Origin of the sequence: Halomonas sp. DP5N14-9 (genome assembly GCF_019802175.1) — a bacterium.
Lineage (GTDB): Bacteria > Pseudomonadota > Gammaproteobacteria > Pseudomonadales > Halomonadaceae > Halomonas > Halomonas litopenaei.
This window is the reverse complement of the sequence record NZ_JAHVHR010000020.1, coordinates 300,501-318,328: the sequence shown is the minus strand read 5'-3', so window position 1 is coordinate 318,328 and position 17,828 is coordinate 300,501. Positions and strand designations below refer to the sequence as shown.

Annotated in this window: 14 protein-coding genes; 5 read left to right on the top strand and 9 right to left on the bottom strand. The window is 64.2% G+C overall.

Features of this window, described 5'->3' with window-relative positions; genetic code table 11:
- Positions 1-5: 5 nt before the first annotated feature.
- From KUW00_RS12610 to KUW00_RS12600, 3 genes are read left to right on the top strand one after another with little or no spacing between them, the layout of a single operon-like run.
- Complete coding sequence (locus KUW00_RS12610; protein WP_124802542.1) at positions 6-1,916, top strand: TRAP transporter permease; 1,911 nt, start codon at positions 6-8, stop codon at positions 1,914-1,916.
- Entirely contained in the window at positions 1,913-3,289 is a 1,377-nt protein-coding gene (locus KUW00_RS12605; RefSeq protein WP_124802540.1) for an acyclic terpene utilization AtuA family protein, read from the top strand. The genes KUW00_RS12610 and KUW00_RS12605 overlap by 4 nt, the downstream gene beginning before the upstream one ends.
- Complete coding sequence (locus KUW00_RS12600) at positions 3,286-3,633, top strand: hypothetical protein (protein ID WP_124802538.1); 348 nt, start codon at positions 3,286-3,288, stop codon at positions 3,631-3,633. The genes KUW00_RS12605 and KUW00_RS12600 overlap by 4 nt, the downstream gene beginning before the upstream one ends.
- 37 nt (positions 3,634-3,670) lie before the next feature.
- Here KUW00_RS12600 and KUW00_RS12595 read toward each other — a convergent pair whose 3' ends face one another.
- From KUW00_RS12595 to KUW00_RS12580, 4 genes are read right to left on the bottom strand one after another with little or no spacing between them, the layout of a single operon-like run.
- Positions 3,671-4,987 carry a fimbrial protein gene (locus KUW00_RS12595; RefSeq protein WP_124802536.1) on the bottom strand — a complete coding sequence of 439 codons (1,317 nt, stop codon included), beginning with the start codon at positions 4,985-4,987 and terminating at the stop codon, positions 3,671-3,673.
- Positions 4,988-7,597, bottom strand: a complete 2,610-nt coding sequence (locus KUW00_RS12590) for a fimbria/pilus outer membrane usher protein (protein WP_124802534.1) — start codon at positions 7,595-7,597, stop codon at positions 4,988-4,990.
- Between the two features lie 9 nt (positions 7,598-7,606).
- Positions 7,607-8,398: a molecular chaperone gene (locus KUW00_RS12585; protein ID WP_124802532.1), complete on the bottom strand. Its 792-nt coding sequence runs from the start codon at positions 8,396-8,398 to the stop codon at positions 7,607-7,609.
- The gene (locus KUW00_RS12580) at positions 8,395-8,937 is read right to left on the bottom strand and encodes a fimbrial protein (protein ID WP_124802530.1); all 543 of its coding nucleotides are present in this window, start codon (positions 8,935-8,937) and stop codon (positions 8,395-8,397) included. The genes KUW00_RS12585 and KUW00_RS12580 overlap by 4 nt, the downstream gene beginning before the upstream one ends.
- A 327-nt stretch (positions 8,938-9,264) precedes the next feature.
- On the opposite strand from KUW00_RS12580, the gene KUW00_RS12575 reads away from it, so the two are divergent.
- Positions 9,265-10,821, top strand: a complete 1,557-nt coding sequence (locus KUW00_RS12575; RefSeq protein WP_249743055.1) for a phospholipase D family protein — start codon at positions 9,265-9,267, stop codon at positions 10,819-10,821.
- Between the two features lie 179 nt (positions 10,822-11,000).
- On the opposite strand, the gene KUW00_RS12570 is transcribed toward KUW00_RS12575, so the two are convergent.
- From KUW00_RS12570 to KUW00_RS12550, 5 genes are all read right to left on the bottom strand, one after another.
- Positions 11,001-11,438: a GFA family protein gene (locus tag KUW00_RS12570; protein WP_045994383.1), complete on the bottom strand. Its 438-nt coding sequence runs from the start codon at positions 11,436-11,438 to the stop codon at positions 11,001-11,003.
- Between the two features lie 269 nt (positions 11,439-11,707).
- On the bottom strand, positions 11,708-12,187 hold the full coding sequence (locus KUW00_RS12565; RefSeq protein WP_108450219.1) for a peroxiredoxin: 480 nt from the start codon (positions 12,185-12,187) through the stop codon (positions 11,708-11,710).
- Positions 12,188-12,251: 64 nt separating this feature from the next.
- Positions 12,252-12,941: an SDR family oxidoreductase gene (locus KUW00_RS12560; RefSeq protein WP_045992600.1), complete on the bottom strand. Its 690-nt coding sequence runs from the start codon at positions 12,939-12,941 to the stop codon at positions 12,252-12,254.
- 278 nt (positions 12,942-13,219) lie between these two features.
- Positions 13,220-14,569, bottom strand: a complete 1,350-nt coding sequence (locus KUW00_RS12555; RefSeq protein ID WP_045992599.1) for an MFS transporter — start codon at positions 14,567-14,569, stop codon at positions 13,220-13,222.
- A gap of 484 nt (positions 14,570-15,053) precedes the next feature.
- Complete coding sequence (locus KUW00_RS12550) at positions 15,054-15,743, bottom strand: murein L,D-transpeptidase catalytic domain family protein (RefSeq protein WP_045992598.1); 690 nt, start codon at positions 15,741-15,743, stop codon at positions 15,054-15,056.
- A gap of 281 nt (positions 15,744-16,024) precedes the next feature.
- Here KUW00_RS12550 and KUW00_RS12545 point away from each other — a divergent pair, with 281 nt between their 5' ends.
- The gene (locus KUW00_RS12545; protein WP_260425263.1) at positions 16,025-17,731 is read left to right on the top strand and encodes a murein L,D-transpeptidase; all 1,707 of its coding nucleotides are present in this window, start codon (positions 16,025-16,027) and stop codon (positions 17,729-17,731) included.
- Positions 17,732-17,828 lie beyond the last annotated feature (97 nt).

Below are 17,828 nucleotides of genomic sequence, written 5' to 3'. Positions count from 1 at the left end.
GTCCCATGCTGACACTGCTTTCCCGGGGCCTGGCGTTGTCGCTGGGCGCCTTGATCCTCTATACCTCGGCGTTCGGCGCGTTCGAAAGCCTGGTCCAGCGCAGTCTCTTTCTGACACTGGTGCTGCTGCTCGGCTTGACGCTTTATCCCTTGGGTCGGGGCACGTCCTGGCGGCGCATCGGTGGCGTGGTCGATGTTCTGTTGGCCCTGGGTGTGGTGGTGGCGTGCGTCTACGTGGCGCTGAACCAGCAGCGGATTCTGACCGAACTGCCCTGGGCCACACCACGCGACATGGCGCTGTGCGCTGTGCTGGTGGTGACCGTACTGGAGCTGTCGCGTCGGGCGATCGGCGCGATCTTCCCGTTGCTGGTGCTCGGCGGCCTGGCCTACGCCTGGCTCGGTGCTGCCATTCCCGGGCCGCTGGGCCATCGAGGCTTCGATGTCTTCTACATCACCGAGACGCTCTACCTGGGGGATCTCGGGGTCTGGGGCATGCTGGTAGGAGTGGCAGCCACCACCATCGCGGCCTTCGTCATGTTTGGGGGGCTACTGCTGCATACCGGGGGTGGCAACACCTTCATGGATATCGCCCTGCGTATCAGCGGGCGCTCTCCGGGTGGGGCGGCCAAGGTGGCCACCGTGGCCTCGGGGCTGTTCGGCATGGTCAGCGGCAGTGCGGTGGCCAACGTCGCCACCACCGGCAATTTCACCATCCCGATGATGAAGCGCCTGGACTATCCGCGCCCCTTCGCGGCTGGGGTCGAGGCGGTGGCCTCCACCGGAGGCCAGGTGGCCCCGCCGATTCTCGGCGCTGCGGCCTTCATCATGGCTGAGATACTGGGCGAAAGTTACCTGCGCATCGCTCTGGCAGCGCTGTTGCCGGCGGTACTGTTTTACCTGGGCGTGTTCATGACCATCCATCTGGTCGCGCGACGTCGCGGGCTAAGGGTGGTGCCTGCCGAAGACCTGCCGGCCTGGTCTGAGGTGCTGCGAGCGTCACGTCTGATCCCGATCCTCGCTGCTCTCGGCGGTCTGTTCGCCGGCGTGCTGAGTGGCAAGTCGATCCAGACTGCGGCCTTCTACGGTATCGCCATGACGGTGATCACCTTCGTGCTGTTCGCCGTGCTGGCACGGCGCTCGCCGCGAGACATCGTCAACACCCTGTTCGCCGGTCTCGAAGACGCCGGTCGCGGCATGGTGATCATTGGCGTGCTATTGGCAGGCGCCCAGGTTCTGGTGGCGATGATCGGCATGACCGGCATCGGCGTGACCCTGACCAGCCTGATCGTCGACGTAGGCCAGTCCACCATGATCGTGGCCTTGATCGTGGCGCTGGTGTGTCTGATCCTCGGCATGGGGATCCCGACCACCGCCGCCTACGTGCTGGTGGCCTCGGTGCTGGCACCGGCCCTGACCAGTATCGACGTGGACCCGCTGATCGCCCATCTGTTCGTGTTCTACTACGCCACCCTGTCGGTGATCACACCGCCGGTCTGTGTCGCCGTCTTCGTCGCCTCCGGCATCGCCAATACGCCTTGGCTGAAGTCTGCGGTGGAAGCCGTTCGCCTGGCGGCGGCGATCTACGTGATTCCCTTTCTGCTGCTGGTATATCCGGCCCTGGCCGGCTTTGGCGATGGCATCGACATCCTGTTGGCGGCGAGCCAGGGGGTGGTCTTCGTGCTGGCCTTCGCATCCTTGATGTCTCGCGCCGCCTTCACCGGCCGGCCGTGGCTGGACGTCCTGGCGCTGGTGGCCCTCATTGCCCTGGCGCTGACCCCTGGCTGGCTATCCACCCTGGCGGCGCTGGTGGGCGTGTTCGCGATGTTCGTCTCCAGGCGTCGCCAACTGGGCAGGCTCGACAGCGCCCATGAATCGGTTGTCGGCGCCAGCACCCACTCGGAGGAGATCACCCGATGAGCTTTCTACTTGGTAGCGGTGCGGGCTTTTCCGGTGATCGTACCGATGCCGCGATCGCCGTGGTGGCGGAACTGGCCCGGCGCGGAGAACCCTGCGCACTGGTCTTCGAGACCCTGGGGGAACGCACCTTGGCGGGGGCTCACCGGCGTCTGCGTGACGATCCCGAAGGAGGCTACGAGCCGTTGATCGAAGAATTGCTCGAGCCGGTTCTCGCCACCTGCCAGGACAATGGCATCGCGATTCTCGGCAACTTCGGCGCCGCCGACCCGGCCAGCGCCTGCTGTCGTGTGCACACTCTGGCGCGACGGCTGGAGCTGGGGGCGCTGGAGGTGGCGGAGGTATTTGGCGATGACGTCCGTGACCGGCTGGAGGCGCTCGACCTGACACGCTGGGAGGCCGAATCCAGAGACCTGCCCGAAGCAGGAGCCCTGGTGTCGGCCAACGTCTATCTTGGTGCGGCGCCGCTGGTGGAGGCGCTCGAGCTCGGCGCCGAGGTCGTGGTCGCCGGCCGGGTGGCCGATCCGGCGCTGTTTCTGGCCCCTCTGATCAAGCATTTCGGTTGGTCGTGGGACGACTGGGACCTGCTGGCGGCAGGTACCATGGCGGGGCACCTCGGCGAGTGCGGTTCGCAGGTCAGTGGTGGGTATTTCGCCGATCCCGGGTTCAAGGACGTCCCGGACATGGCGCGGCTTGGCTATCCGATTATCGAAGTCGAGGCGGATGGCACCCTGGTGGTGACCAAGCCGCCGGGGACCGGTGGCCTGGTCACGATCGAGACGGTCAAGGAACAGTTGCTCTACGAGGTCCATGACCCCAGCGCCTATCTGACGCCCGATGTGGTGGTGGACCTGACAAGCGTGCGTCTTGAGCAGGTCGGTATCGACAGGGTGGCGGTGACCGGTATCCGAGGCAAGCCTGCCCCCGACCGATTGAAGACCACCGTATGCCACGATGCCGGCTGGCAGGGAGAGGCGGAAATTTCCTACGCCGGCCCCAATGCGCTGGAACGAGCCAGGTTGGCCGCCGATGTGCTGCGTGAGCGTCTGAGCTTCCGTGCTCCACCGGATCTCAAGGCGCGTTTCGACATCATCGGGCACCTCAGCGTCTTCAATGATGACGCCGGCCAACTGACGGGGTCGGGAAACCGTGATGGCGACTACCGCCTGCGTTTGGCGGTAGAGCACCCGAAGAAGCGTTGGGTCGAGCGTGCCACCCAGGAGCTGCTGGCACTCTACTGCGCAGGACCTGCGGGTGGCGGAGGGGTACGGCGGCAGTTCCAGCGTCGCTTGCTCAGCTCATCCTATCTGGTGCGGCGCGAGGATATCGTGGCCGGCGCGAGGCTCAAGTCTGCAACCCGAGGAGAACCGGCATGAGTCAGGAGAGCAATGCTGCGAGGCGTGCTGCACCAGAGCGGCTGCACGATATTGCCCACGCCCGGGCCGGTGACAAGGGTGATCGTCTGAACATTGCACTGTTTGCCTATCGGCACGACGACTATGAGCGGTTGGTGTCATTGGTGACCGAGGACAGGGTCAAGGCCATGTTCGCCCATCGAGGGGTAACACGCGTGCAACGTTATCTGATGCCTGCGCTGGGCGGGATGAACCTGGTCCTTGATGACGTGCTCCAGGGTGGCGTCAATGGCGCGCTGAACCTGGATGGTCACGGCAAGACGCTTTCCTTTCTGTTGCTGTCGATGTCACTGGATAGTGTCTAGAACAAGGTGTCAGGCATGGGGCTCGAGGCTGGTGCTGTCATTTAGGCGACAGCACCAGAGTGGCATGGCCGTTGGCGGTACCTGGCGTGACGGTGCCGGTCTTCACGTAGCGGGCCAGAAAGTCGAGCATCAAGATGTTGCCGCCCTGCGCATGAAGGTTGGTGTCGATCCAGCGGTAGGCATCGAAGGCGCTGCCTTCGGGGGTGATCGGCAGTGGCGCCAGGCTACCTGTGTGGATCAGCTGGATACCCACGCCGCTGGCGCTTTGCTCTTCGTTGTCCAAGGCCAGAATGCCCTGATTCCCGCCGGGATCGTAGGCCGCCGCCTTGCCCAGCACGGCCCACTTGATGTCGCCGTCGGTGTGACACCAGGCGGTGACGTGCACCGGGGTGTCGGCGACGCCCGTGGCGGGCTGGCCCAGGGTGGTGAAGCGATGGCTGCCCACCTCTCCCAGTGACACCGAGACATTGTTGATGCCATGGCAGGGATTGATTCTAACCCGTGTACTCTGGGCCAGCTGCAGCCTGACCAGATTGAATAGTTCGTGGTTGGCCCCGGAGGGCGTGCCCTGGCTGTTCAGCAACGAGAACAGGCTGAAGCCGGCGTTGTTGTTGTTCTGAAGCTGTACACCGCTGGTGCCGGGGGAACCGGCCATGCGGTAGAGCGTGACCTTGATCTGGAAGGGGGGAAGCTGGCGCCAGTTGACGGCGTAGTCGCCGATGGGGCAGTTGATTTCTATCAAGGGGGGGTAACCCTCGGCGGCACCCGTCCCCAGCAGGGCGTCGCGGCAGGGGATGCCGTGGATCTCCCCGCCGATCGGCGGAAGGTTCTTGTTGGGGGAAGCGGAAACCCAGGAGAACGCATGGGCGTTGCCGTTGACCAGCAATTCGGTGGTATAGCCGACGCTGCCGCTGCCCCCGCCGCCGTAGGGATTGCGGCTACCGCTGTCCTGCATGATGTAGACGCGCCCGTCGGCGCTGTCCACGCTGATGCCGGGGACCGGGTAGTAGCCGCTGGACTGGGAGTAGTGCTGCTCGAGCCACCAGTACTTGATCGCGTCGTCCTGATTGTTGCAGGTAGCGACCCAGCCTCCTTTGATCGCATAGAGCTGGCTGCCGGGGATGACCGCCGTGGCGATGGGCGTGCCGACGGCCACGTTTTCGTCGAGCACGATCTCGGCGCCAAAATTTACCGTCAGAGGCTGGTCACTCCATGGTGGGTTGATGCGTCGGCAGCTGGCCTCCACCGAGGTCGCCGACAGCAGTGCGGCGATCGACAGCAGCAAGCCGAGAAGTCTGATGGCGAAACGCAGCGGAGCGCTCGCGCTGCGGGTCTTCAAGCCGATGGTGCGCATTCACGTTGTCTCCAGCAGGTCTTTCAGTGGCGTTGGCTGGCAGGGGCTGGTGACGATCGGTATCTCGTCGCTGTCCGTCGGAGGCGTCCAGACAGGACGTGCCCAGCAACGTCGTTCGCCTCCCAACGTCACCTGGAGCGAGGTACCGGGCGTCAGATCGCGCAGTAGCAGCATGCCGCCGGCGCCGACCACCCCCAGCTTGCGTCCGTCGGTGGCGCTGACTTCGGCGCCCAGCGGTACGCCCCGGCCGTTCTGCTCCAGCACGATCACCACCGGCAGCCCGGTTCGAGTGGCGAAGCGCAGTGGCACCACCGCGCCGGCATAGGGCGCGACATCGATCGAAGTTCGCTGAAATTCCACCGAGGTGGCGGCGCCGCGCGGGTCCAGCTGGACCGCGTTGTCGTGGTAGGCCGTCAAGTAGGGGACCAATGCCTCGCCGTCATCGTCGAGGGTCAGGTTGGCGGCGTTGGTGACGCGAGCGCCGGCGCCCCCCGGGGCGCTGACCAGGCCTACGGTATCGCCGGTGCTCTGGCCGAAGGTCACGCCGTGGCGGTGTATCAGCACGGCGCCGCTGGCGCCGATGGAAAGTTGTCGGTAGTCGTCGCTTTTCGAGCCTGCCGCGGTGAAGCGGCCGACGGAGGTTCCGCTCGACAGGTTGAGCCCGTAGGAGCGGTAGCGCTCATTCGGGCCGCGGGTCTGATTGGCGAACAGCCCGTAGGACAGCTCGCGTTCGTCGCCCAGGGTGCCGGTGAGGTCGAGGTGGGCATCGTCATGATGGCGGCTGTCACGACTGGCGGAGACACCCAGACGTGGGGCGAAGGACGCGTTGGACAGTGGCAGCGTCAGCGATACCAGCGCGCGGTGCTCGGCCTCTCCTTCGCGGTTGTCGGTGCGCGACAGGTTGAGGGCCAGGCTGACGCGCCCGATGCGGTGACTCAGACTCAGCTGGTAGGACGACTCGGTGCCGCCGCGATGCCAGTAGTCCGCCAGGCTGCCGGTTGCGGAGATGCGTGTACGTGGCCCGAGGGGCTGGCTCAGATTGAGCTGCAGGCGACTGCGTTGATCGATGGTCGTGCTGTTGTCTACGTATCCTTCGTCTGCCTGAGCGCCGTCGTCGTCAGCGTCGGCAATCCAGGCGGCGTCGGCCAGCGACACGAACCCCGTGGTCGAGTAGCGATACGCCGCCAGATTGATGTCGGTATCGGTGGATTGCAGGTGGCGGCTGTAGGAGGCCTCGAGACTCCAGCCGTTGCGACCTCCCTGGGGAAGGTCGGCATGGGCGTACTGGGCATCGACAGCAATGGCCCCCGCGGGGGTATTGAAGGCGGCGCCGATCAGTGGAGACCAGTAGTGTTCACTGAGCTGGGCGCCGCCGTAGGCGGTGATGGCGTTGCCGAGCCCCCGTCGATAGCCGGCCTCCAGCAGTGAGGGAGGGTCATCGAGGCCTTTGGCATGGTACTGACCGGCGGCCAGCGAGAGGCGCGATTGACCCGGTCTCAGCAGGCCCGGGACGGCAGCGTAGGGCACGCTATAACGCTCGACGCGTCCATCGGCCTCGGTGACTTTCACCTCAAGATCGCCCCCGTAGCCGGTGGGATAGAGGTCGTCGATCTCGAAGGGGCCGGGAGGCACGCTGGTCTCGAGCAGACGCCGTCCCTGCTGGGAGATGGTGACATGCGCCTGGGTTCTGGCGCTGCCGCGGACCACGGGAGCGTAGCCACGTCGACTGTCGGGCAGCATGCGGGTCTCTGTGCGTAGCGTAACCCCGCGCAGCGCCAGCGAATCGAAGAAGTCCCCTCGGGTGTTGATCTCGCCGGCCCGCAGCAGCAAGCCCTGGTCCGGCAGGGGCCGCTGAACGTAGTGATGAAGGCTGTCCCAGTCGACGTCGCCGTCATCGCTGCGGGAAACGTTGAGGCTGCTGCGAAACTGCCACAGGCCAAGGTTGGCGCCGAGCGTCGTGCCGAGAAAGGCACTTTGATAGTGCCCTTCGTCGGTGCTCGAGCGATAACCGTTCACTTGATAGTTGGCCAGCAGGGCGGTGGTGCCGGGCTCCCAGCGCGCGCTGTCGACCTGGCCACGAGGCAGCCGATGAAGCAACGCCTGGGGCACGCTGAGGTGGGCACGCAGGTCACCGATGGCGAGATCCAGGCTGGCGCCGGGCAGGGCGGCGTCCACCCCCAGAAAGCAGTTGGCGTCCAGCCGGCAGCTATGTCGCACTTCCTGTTCGAGGGCCGGCTCAAGGCGTGCGGCCAACCAGGCGTCCAAGGGCAGGGTAAGTCGCTGTGTTCCGTCCGGGATGTCCTCGACACGTAGCGGATAGCGTCCCAGCGGCGTCTGGTTGAGGGTCAGATCGACCAGATAGTCGCCTGGTAGCACGTAGTCCGGTCGGGAGAAGCGACGCATGTCGAGACTGGCGTCTTCGAGGAAGGCTGGGTCGAAGGTCACCTCGTCGGCCTGGACCGGCCGTGGCCCAGTTACCGTCGCCACCACTGCCGCCGCGACCACCAATGCCGCTCGCCACCGGTAGCGCCCGGCGGTGAAGCACCACCGGCAGGGGGGAGGATGTCTGGCAGCGGCCAGCGGCGTCGACTCGGTAGACGGTAGTGCCATGTCGTCGGTTCATTCGGTGTCCGGGATGGCCTCGCGCACCACGACGGCGCCGTAGTCGTTGATCGCCCGGTACCACAGTGATGACCCTGGCGCAGGCCTCGTCTGCAGTGACCAGCTTGCCTCGCTGTGCGGAGCCAGCATGTCGAGGGAAAGATCATCGTGGTCGCTGAACTGCCGCCAGGCACCGCCGATCAACGACACGTGGTAGTTCGAGGGGTTGTCGCACACCAGGCGCAGGTCGGGGCCAGGCGCCAGATGCCACTGAAGATTGGCGATGGCGTCGCCGGGTTCACCGGCGAGGCCCGTCGGACGATAGAACAGTTTCAGGCGTGTCAGGATGCCTAGCTGCAGTCGGTTGGTGGTCCCCTGGGGTAGCGGTGGCACCTCCTTGATGTTGAGCCAGTAGAGCGACTCCTGGTCGGACCTTTCCACGTCGCGAATGCGCAGGATACGCAGGGTCTGACTCTCACCGGGGTCGAGACGGAATACCGATGGCGTCACCAGAAATGGCGACTCGGCGTCCCGCGCCGGGCGCCCTCCGGCGTGGCGGTCGGCCCAGGCCTGGACCAGCACCGGGACACTATCCTGGTTTTCCAGCCGGAGCGTCTGCTCCCGCTGGACCTCCTGATAGATGACGCGGGTGCCATTGATGGTGATGCTGGCCTCGGCCTTGTGGCCTGGCAACGCCGCGATCATGAGCGCAAGACACAGACTCAGACCCAGGCCGAGGGCGTGTATCACCAGTCGCTGCCACGCCCGCATGGCAAAGGGCGAAGCGCCGGGGCCTTCTATCGCGGTCATTGGTAGACAATCTCGATATTGCCGCTGGCCTTGACGGTGCCGGCGGTTACCGTGGCGGCGGTGGACTGGTACCAGGCGCTCAGGGAAATGACCGTCGTGTCATCGCCTGCCACGATGTCCACCGGCGGGGTGCTGTCGTTGTCGGCCGCCTTGACCCAATCGTCGTTGGCGTCGTAGACGGCGATCCCCACGTCCTTGGCAGTGCTGTCGCTGGTGAGCAGGAACAGCCCGGTGACCGGATCCACCTGGGTGTCATCTCCGGTAAAGCGCACCGAGACCTTGTTGCGGCCAGTGGTGCCGGCGGCGCATTTCAGCACGAGCTGGAAGGCCTTCTGGCCAGCTCGGGTGCCGGAGGCACCGAAGGCGCTGGTGGACACCTTGGGTAGCGTCACGGTAGTGGCCGCCGTCGGTATGGTGCAGTTGGCCGCGACGATTTCGCCGGTGAAACTGATGGTACCGTCGGCGGCCTGGGTCGAGGTGCCGGCAAGCAACAGAGCGACAAGGCTCAGCCGGGCGATGGAGAAGTGACGGACGGGCATCGTGGTTTCCTCTTGTTCGGGGCAGTCGGCTTTTCACGGCGGTGGAGAAGGCCTGCGTGAGGGGATCGGGGAAAGGCTATTAGAAAAAGTAAAATTAGATTTGACGTAAATCAGTGCAGCGACGAACGAAGGCTGCAAGCGCTCGTTGTGGTCAATATGGCGTTCGGGTGGCAACGGTGGCCGCGTGGGGGTGGCATCGAGAGGGCATTCGAGAGGTTGATCGAGGGGGCGGCCGAGGAGGCCGGCGATGAGAAAAAGCCTTGCGGTGGTTCTTCTGCAACTTCGCTATGCTGTAACGGCCAACCCAGCGACGAATGGAACTCTCGAATGCCCGTTATCGGAAAACCGCTGATGCTTGCCCTGTGGCTATCGGTGGCCGTGTTGTTAACTGGATGCAGCGGCCTGCCCTCCCTGGAAGGGCGTAGCCAGACACAGCATCTGACGCTGGAGCAGGCCCGCGACACGGCGCTCGGCGAGATGCTGGCACCCTATGTGGATGCCCATCCCGGCAAGAGTGGTATCCATACCCTGCGCAATCCCCACGACGCCTTTGCCGCACGACTGTTGCTGGCGGAAGCGGCAGAGCGGACCCTCGATGTCCAGTATTACATCTGGCACGACGACATCACCGGCTCGATGCTGTATCAGGCCATGCTGGACGCCGCCAATCGTGGCGTGCGCGTCCGCATGCTGCTCGATGACACCAACACTGCAGGGCTCGATGACAAGCTGGCAGCGCTGGATGCTCACCCCAATATCGAGATACGCCTGTTCAATCCCTTCGTGGTGCGCTCACCGCGGTTTATCGGCTACCTGACCGACTTCTCCCGGGCCAATCGGCGCATGCACAACAAGTCACTGACGGTGGACAACCAGGCCACCATCATCGGCGGGCGCAATATCGGCGACGAGTATTTCGGCGCCGGCGACAACGTGATGTTCGCCGATCTCGATGTCGTCGCCGTGGGGCCGGTGGTCGAGCAGGTCTCTGAAGACTTCGATCTGTACTGGGCCAGCCAGTCCTCCTACCCGGCCAGTCGGGTGCTCGACTCGGCGGGGCGCCAGGGGCTGGCACGCTTCGAGCAGGCCTCGGCGGAAATCGTCCGTACCCCTGATTCGCTGGAGTACCGGCAGGCGCTGGACGAAAGCCAGTTCATCGAGTCGATCGAGGACGGTAGCCTTGAGCTGGTCTGGGCAAACACCAGAATGGTCAGCGACGATCCGGCCAAGGGCCTGGGGCTGGCCGCCGATGAAGACCTGCTGACCGGACGCATACGTGGCCTGCTGGGGCCGCCCCGGGACAGCGTGCATCTGGTGTCGCCGTATTTTGTGCCGGTAGAGAAGGGCACTCGCATGTTCGCCGATCTAGAGGCGCGCGGCGTGGAGGTGACCATTCTGACCAACGCACTGGAGGCGACCGATGTGGCCGCGGTGCACGCCGGCTACGCCAAGCGGCGACGCGAGCTGTTGGAGGCTGGCGTCCGGTTGTTCGAGCTCAAGCGCGCGCCAGATGCGCCGGGGCGCAGCGAATCTGCCGGCCCCTTCGGCAGCTCGGGTGCCAGCCTGCACGCCAAGACCTTCGCCGTGGACGGCGATCGGCTGTTCGTCGGCTCGTTCAATTTCGACCCACGCTCGGCGCGACTGAATACCGAACTCGGCTTTATCATCGAGAGTCCGGAGCTCGCTCAGGAAATGCAGCGGGTGTTCAATACCGACGTGCTCGACAACGCCTACGAGGTCAAGCTGGACGAAGACGGCAGCATGATCTGGCTGGAGCGCACGCCGCAAGGGGTAGTGCAGTACGACGGCGAGCCCAACGTGGGCATCTTCCGCCGGGCGGCGGTAACCTTGATCTCGGTGCTGCCGGTGGAGTGGATGCTTTAGCGTCCCAAGCGGCAAGTGCCGAGATGCCAGGACAAGACTCGGCTCGACACGGCTCGATACAAAGACAGGACGGCCAGCATTGCGCTGGCCGTCCTGGTGTTATCTGGGGGAACAGGACGGGCTCTGACGCAAGTGGCGAAAGTCACCAACGCTGGCCAAGGGCCTGGCAGGAGCCAGTCTCAGGTGTCCTTGGAAAACGCCTCGAACAGTTCCTGGCCTGTCAGATTGCGGGTGTCGTTGCCGAAGTGGTACCAGTGGGGCTTCTCGTCGATGAAGATCTGGAGGTCGAACCGCCAGGCTTCTCCGCTGTCGATCAGGCCAACGGGCACCGAAGTGTGCTCGCCGTTCTTCAATCGGTAGAACAGGTGGGTGCCGCAGTGGCGACAGAAGGCACGCTCGGCCCAGTCGGACGATGAATAGAAGGTGACAGCCTCTTCGCCTTCGAGCGTCAGCTGACTGACCGACTCCAGTGCCAACAGCGGGCCGCCGCCCCAGGTTCGACACATCTGGCAGTGGCAGGCGCCGACGCTCTGCTGTTCAAGTGCTACCTTGAGTGTCACCGCACCGCACAGGCAGGTACCGCTCAAGCGCATGGCCTGGTCTGCTGTCGCGTTCATGGACCGTGCTCTCGTCAGTGGGGGCTACTCCCCAAGACTAGCAGAACTGTGCTGGATGACCGCCTTGAAGAAGGGGGGGAAGGCGGGGGCGTCAGCCCCCGCTTGCAGCTCCAGGCTTTATACGAAAAGCCGGCGAGCGATGGTTAGACAAGGCAAAAATCGGTGAGAAAGCGCAGTTTACGAGGAGTAAGTGAGCATGTTGACCGGGCTGGCGCACCAGCCGGTTTTTAACGCCGTATTACCGAGCGCAGGCACTTTTCGTACAAGCCTTAGAGCCTGGCCAGCACCGTCTCGGCACTGGACGCCTCGATCACGCCGCGTTCGGTGTCGACGCCCAGATACTCGACTACGCCGTCGTTGACGATCATCGCGTAGCGCAGGCTGCGCACGCCCATGCCTGCGGCACTGGCATCCTTGTCCATGCCGATGGCTCGGGTGAAATCGGCGTTACCGTCGGCCAGCATGGTGATCGCTTCGGCGTTCTGGTCCTTCTGCCAGGCGCCCATGACGAAGGCGTCGTTGACCGCCAGGCAGGCGACCGCGTCGGCCTTTTCCAGCAGCTTGTCGGCGTTGACCACGAAGCCGGGCATATGGGTGTTGGAACAGCCCGGAGTGAAGGCGCCGGGGACAGCGAACAGCACCACCTTGCGTCCTGAAAAGAAGGCGTCGGTGGTCAGTGACTCTGGACCCTTGTCGCCGTTGGTAAAGAGGGTCACGTCGGGCAGGCGTTCGCCGGTAGCAATGGTCATGAGGTCTCCATCTGGGTGTGGTGAAATCGCGTCGGTGATGGTGGTGTCCGAAGAGTGAAGACGCTCACTCTTCCAGCGGTGGCGTGGGACGCACCAGAATCTCGTTGACGTCGACATGGTGAGGCTGGGAGATGGCGTACATCACGGCGTTGGCGACGTCGCGATCTTCCAGAGCATGTTCCGGTGGTTCATCGAAGAAGGGGGTGTTGACCATGCCGGGCTCGATGAGCGTGACTCGGATCCCGCTGCCGCGCAGTTCCTCGCGCAGGTTGTAGCCGATGCCGGAGACCGCCCACTTGGTGGCACCGTACATGGAGCCGGGGATGGTGGTGCGCCCCGCTGCCGAGCCGGTCAGCAGGATGTGTCCGTGGCTACGCCTGAGCTCTGGCAGGCAGGCCTGGATGGTCAGCCCCAACCCGTACACGTTGGTCATCAGCATCGACTTCCAGCTTTCCGGGTCGGCCTCGCTGAAGCCGCCGGGAGAGCCACCACGTCCGGCGTTGGCGAACACCGCGTCGAGACGACCAAAGCGCTCGAGGGTCTCGTCCACCATGGTCTTCTGGGCCTCGATGTCGGTCACGTCGACGCCGACCGTCAGCACGTTCTCCGGTCCCAGCTCCTGAGCCAGGGCCTCGAGTCCGTCCTTCGAACGGGCCGCCAGGACGAGGTGATAGCCCTCTCGAGCGGCCGCCCTGGCCGTGGCGGCCCCGATGCCGCTTGACGCTCCGGTGATCAGCAACACTCGTTCTCGCATCGCTTCCTCCTGGTCTCTCGGTGACGGGGCTTGACGGGCTATCTCTGTATGATTGATTCAGCATGCTCGTCCATTGCCTTTGTTGCAATCCTTCGGGCGGCGTCTGCGACTTTCAAGGGGCATCTTTTCCCGGATATCGGGTAGCAGAAAAGGATGAGTCCTGTCGGATATTGGCGGACGGACCTGCACGGGAGGGGCTCGTCAGGCTGGGCCCGATACGAGAAGGCCCGGCAGGATGCCGGGCCCAGGTCGTCTTGCCAGGGGTCGCAACAGCGGACTCAGCGCAGCGACAGCGCGCCCCTTGTCTCGCCTGAGGCAGCCTGTTCGTAGGCGGCGGCTTCTTCGGCTTCGACCTCGGGGCTGAAGCGCACCAGCAGCGCGCACAGCGAGGCCAGGATCACCGCCGCGCCCAGGTAGAACAGCCCCTGCTGGTAGCTGATCGATTCGGAACGGAACAGGAATCCCGCCGCCACCGCACCGGCGTTGCCGCCGGCGCCGACGATACCGGCCACCGCGCCGAGGGCGCGACGGTTGATGAAGGGCACCACGCCGAAGGTGGCGCCTTCGGCCATTTGCACGAACAGACTGAACACCAGCATCAGGCCGATGGCCAGCGCCAGTACGTGCATCTGGGAGAAGAACATCAGTGCCACGCCCTCACACAGCATGGCGATGAACAGCCAGCGTACGCGACCCTTGAGCCCGGCGTTGCGGGCGAACAGGTCAGAGAAGACCCCGCCCATGGTGCGAGCGAACAGGTTCATCAGGCCGAACAGTCCGGCGATCATGCCGGCGGTGGCCAGGGTCAGGTCGAAGTTGTCGAAGAAGTAGATGGCGGCGATGTTGTTGATGGTGAGTTCGACGCCGAAACAGGCGGCATAGACCACAAACAGCGCCCACACGCGGATATCCCGGGCGGCGGCGCCGAAGGTGCTGGACATGGAGCCTTCGCCGGAGGCTTCCGGCAACTCGCCGCGTGCGCGCAGGTCCTTGAAGTTGCCGTCGGGCGCGTCCTGGGTGAAGCGGTAATAGCACAGACCGGCGATGAACATCACCACACCTGGGACCACCATGGCCAGGCGCCAGCCCAGGGTCTCGCTGACGCCCAGCATCAACAGGCCAGAAAAGATCAACGGCATCAGGATCTGGGTAGTGCCACCGCCCAGGTTGCCCCAGCCGGCGGAGGTGGCGTTGGCCGTACCCACCACATTGGGCGCGAACATCACCGAGGTGTGGTACTGGGTGATGACGAAGGAGGCGCCGATCGCGCCGATGGCCAGGCGGGCCATCAGAAAGGACTCGAAGCTGTCGGCGAAACCGATGCTCATCACCGGGATGGCGCCCAGGCACAGCAGCCAGGTGTAGGCCAGGCGCGGCCCGATGCGGTCACACAGGACGCCGATGGCCAGACGCACGATTACCGTGATGGCCACCGAGGCGATGATGGTGTTGCCGATCTGGGTCTTGGTCAGTCCGAGGTCATCTCTGACCACGGCCATCAATGGCGCGATGCCGAACCAGCCGAAGAAGCACAGGTGGAAGGCGAACCAGGAGAAGTGAAAGGCTCGCATCTGGGGAGTCGAGAAGGAAAACAGGCGAATCCTGTTGGCCTTGTTGCGCAGATTCATGAACACAGCCCTCGCTGGGTGGACGAACACTCGAACTTGTGTGGCCTTCGCCATTGAAGGTCGGGTCCGACGCACTCGTACCGCTGGGGCCTGGTCTACGTCTGGCTCTCGCTAACCACTACTAAGCAAGCGGGATGCCTGTTTTTATTGAAACCTCGTTATATCAACACCTTGTGGTTTTCATGCGGAATAGCACTTCAGCAGGATCGCATCATTGCGCTGCATCATTGTGCACTCGACACCGCCCCAGTGCGCCGACTTGGTGCCAAAGAGAGAAGGTAGAGGAGCGCAGCGAAGAGAGAAGGAGCAGGAAGAGAGAGAAGGAGCAGGAAGAGAGAAGGTAGAGGGAGAGAGAAGGGAGAGAACGAGAGAGGAGAACGACTCAAGAAGATGTGCGAACAGAACTGCGAACAAAAGAGAACAAGGAGGAGGCGTCACCCGTCGCTGGCGGGTGACGCCGATGCTGGAGCCTCAAGCGATGGACTCAGTCGTTGAGGGCCAGGCGCTCACTGCTGTTCGGACAGCGCAGAAAGGCCGAATTGTTGAGCCAACGCTGGTCCGGGTAGTAGGTGAACAGGTACTGATTGTCGCGAATGCTGTTGATCAAGGGTACCGCCACCTCGGTACGTACCGCCGGGCAGCCGTGGCTGCGGCCGATGCGTCCGGTACGGTCGATGAACTCCTGGCTGACGTAGTCCGCACCGTGCATCACGATGGCGCGATCGAAGGCGTTGTCGTTGACCCCCGGCTCAAGACCCTCGAGTCGCAGGGAATAGCCGTTGCTGCCTACATAGCTGTTCTTGGTGCGAAACAGTCCGATGCTCGACTGGTAGCTCTCGGGCACGTTGGAGAACAGCGTGGCCATGGCGTCGCCGGAGTTCTTGCCGTGGCTCACCCATTCGCGAAACATCAGCCTGGGCTGGCGCAGGTCGAAGACCCACAGGCGGCGTTCGGTTGAAGGCAGGGAAAAGTCGATGACCGCCAGGCGCTCGGCGCCGGGGTCGGCGCAGTTGAGCGCCCGTGCGGCCAGGCGCAGTACCCCCGGGTTGGCCTTGGGGGCGAGGCGGGCCAGGGTCTGTTCGAGCGATGTGGCTGACGGCGCATTCGCCCTGACGGATGTCCTGAGAAAGTCCTGAGCGAGAACAGGCGCCGCAAAAAAGGCACTTAGGGTCAATAATAAGAGGTAACGAAAAATCGAGAGACGAGGTGATGCATTGTCATGAGAGGAGCTTCGTGACATCTCTAGGCTTCCTGTCGGTGATGTCGCGGATACGCGAACAGGCGTTACGCAAGATCAAATAACGCGATACGCTAATACACAGAGCGGAGAAACATGATCTTCGCGCACGCTAGAAAAATCAGGTCGGCTCGGCGGAACCCGATACCGACGACTCTATTATGACAATACCGCCCAGGATGGCCAGTATTGACGTCATGTTGCAGGGAGTAGATGCCATGTTTAGCCCAAATGTTCTATTGCGACTCATGCCAAGGAGGGGCGTCGCTGTAGCGCTTTGTTATGGTCTGCTGGTAGCCCCGGTCTGGGGGGCAACGGCAAGCGACGGAGGCGACGTCAGTGGCGAGGTCGCCAACGGCCAGGGGCTTGCCAGCGATGCCAGCGTCGAGCAGAACCTTCAGGATCTCGACGGGGTCGTGCCGGGTCCCCTGGCCAACGAGTTGGTCGGCGCCTCCGAGATGGTACAGCGATTCTACAGTCTGCGTGGCCAGCGTCCGGTGTGGACCGACATGGGCCGCGTGGAGGCCCTGGCCGACGGACTCAAGACGCTCGAGGATGATGGGCTCTCACCCTCGGACTACGCGCCCGACGCGCTGCTTGGCCAGGCCAGAGGGGCCGATCTCGAGACCCCCGGAGGCTTCGAGCTCGAGGCCACCGAAACGCTGCTGACCGCCATGGCCCATCTGCAACGTGGCAAGGTCGATCCACACCGCATCGACAGTGACTGGGAGGTCGATATTGCGCCACCGACGTTCGACCTGGTGGCGTTGTCGCGTGCCCTGGACGACGGCGATGTCGAGGCTGCGCTGGCGCTGGCACGGCCTCCTTTCGAGCCGTATCGTCAGCTAAGGGCCGCCCTGGCACGCTATCGCAACATCGAACGTCTGGGGGGCTGGCCACTGCTGCCGAGTCGCGAGACGCCGCTGAGTCCCGGCGATCAGGACACCGACGTCGCGCTGTTGCGCCAGCGCCTGGCGATGATCGGTGAACTGGAAGTGATGTCCGCCGACACCGGCCACTACCCGCACGTTGAGCTCGAGGCCCCCGAAGCTGAGGTGTACGACAGCACCCTGGCCGAGGCGGTACGCCGTTTTCAGCGCCGCCACCTGCTCGCCGACGATGGGGTGGTCGGACCCAATACCCAGACCGCCCTCAATCTTCCGGTGGGCTTTCGCATCGATCAGATCCGCGCCAACCTGGAGCGTGCCCGCTGGCTGCTGCATGGCCTGCCGGAGTCTTTCGTGCTGGTCGATATCGCCGGTTATCGGCTCAGCTACTTCCGCCCCGACGGCGACGTCTGGCGCTCACGTATCGTCGTCGGCCAACCCTACCGGCGCACGCCGACATTGCGTTCGGAGATTACCCACCTGACCCTCAACCCCACCTGGACGGTGCCGCCCACGATCTATCGTGAGGACATTCTGCCTCGAGTGAAGCGCGATCCGGGGTATCTGGCCAGCCGTGACATGGTGGCGTTATCACCCTCCGGCAAGCGTGTTGATCCCTATTCGGTCAACTGGTCGAGCCCCGGCGGGGTGATGCTGCGGCAGGGGGCCGGGCCTCGCAACCCCTTGGGGAGGGTCGTGATCCGTTTTCCCAATGACCACCTGGTCTACCTGCACGACACCCCGTCGCGAGGGCTGTTCAACCGTACTCAGCGTGCGCTGAGCTCAGGCTGCATCCGCGTGGAAGGGGTGGCGGAGCTGGCCCAGCTGTTGTTCGACGACTCGGACACCTCCGCCAACGTCGGCCGCCTGATCAACGACGGCAAGACCCGCAACGTGGCTCTGGATCGGCGCATTCCGGTGGTGCTCAACTACTGGACGGTGCAACCCGAGACCGATGGCCACCTGGCCTTCCGTCCCGATATCTACGACCGCGACCAGGCGGTGGTAACGGCGCTGGATACCCCGGTCATCCTGTAACAGGCCTGGAGTATCCACGACGCCGCTCTTGCAAGCGGCGTCGTGCCTTGTGAGGGGGAGGGGCGGGCCTGTCAGTTTCGCGTTGTACAACGCTGTC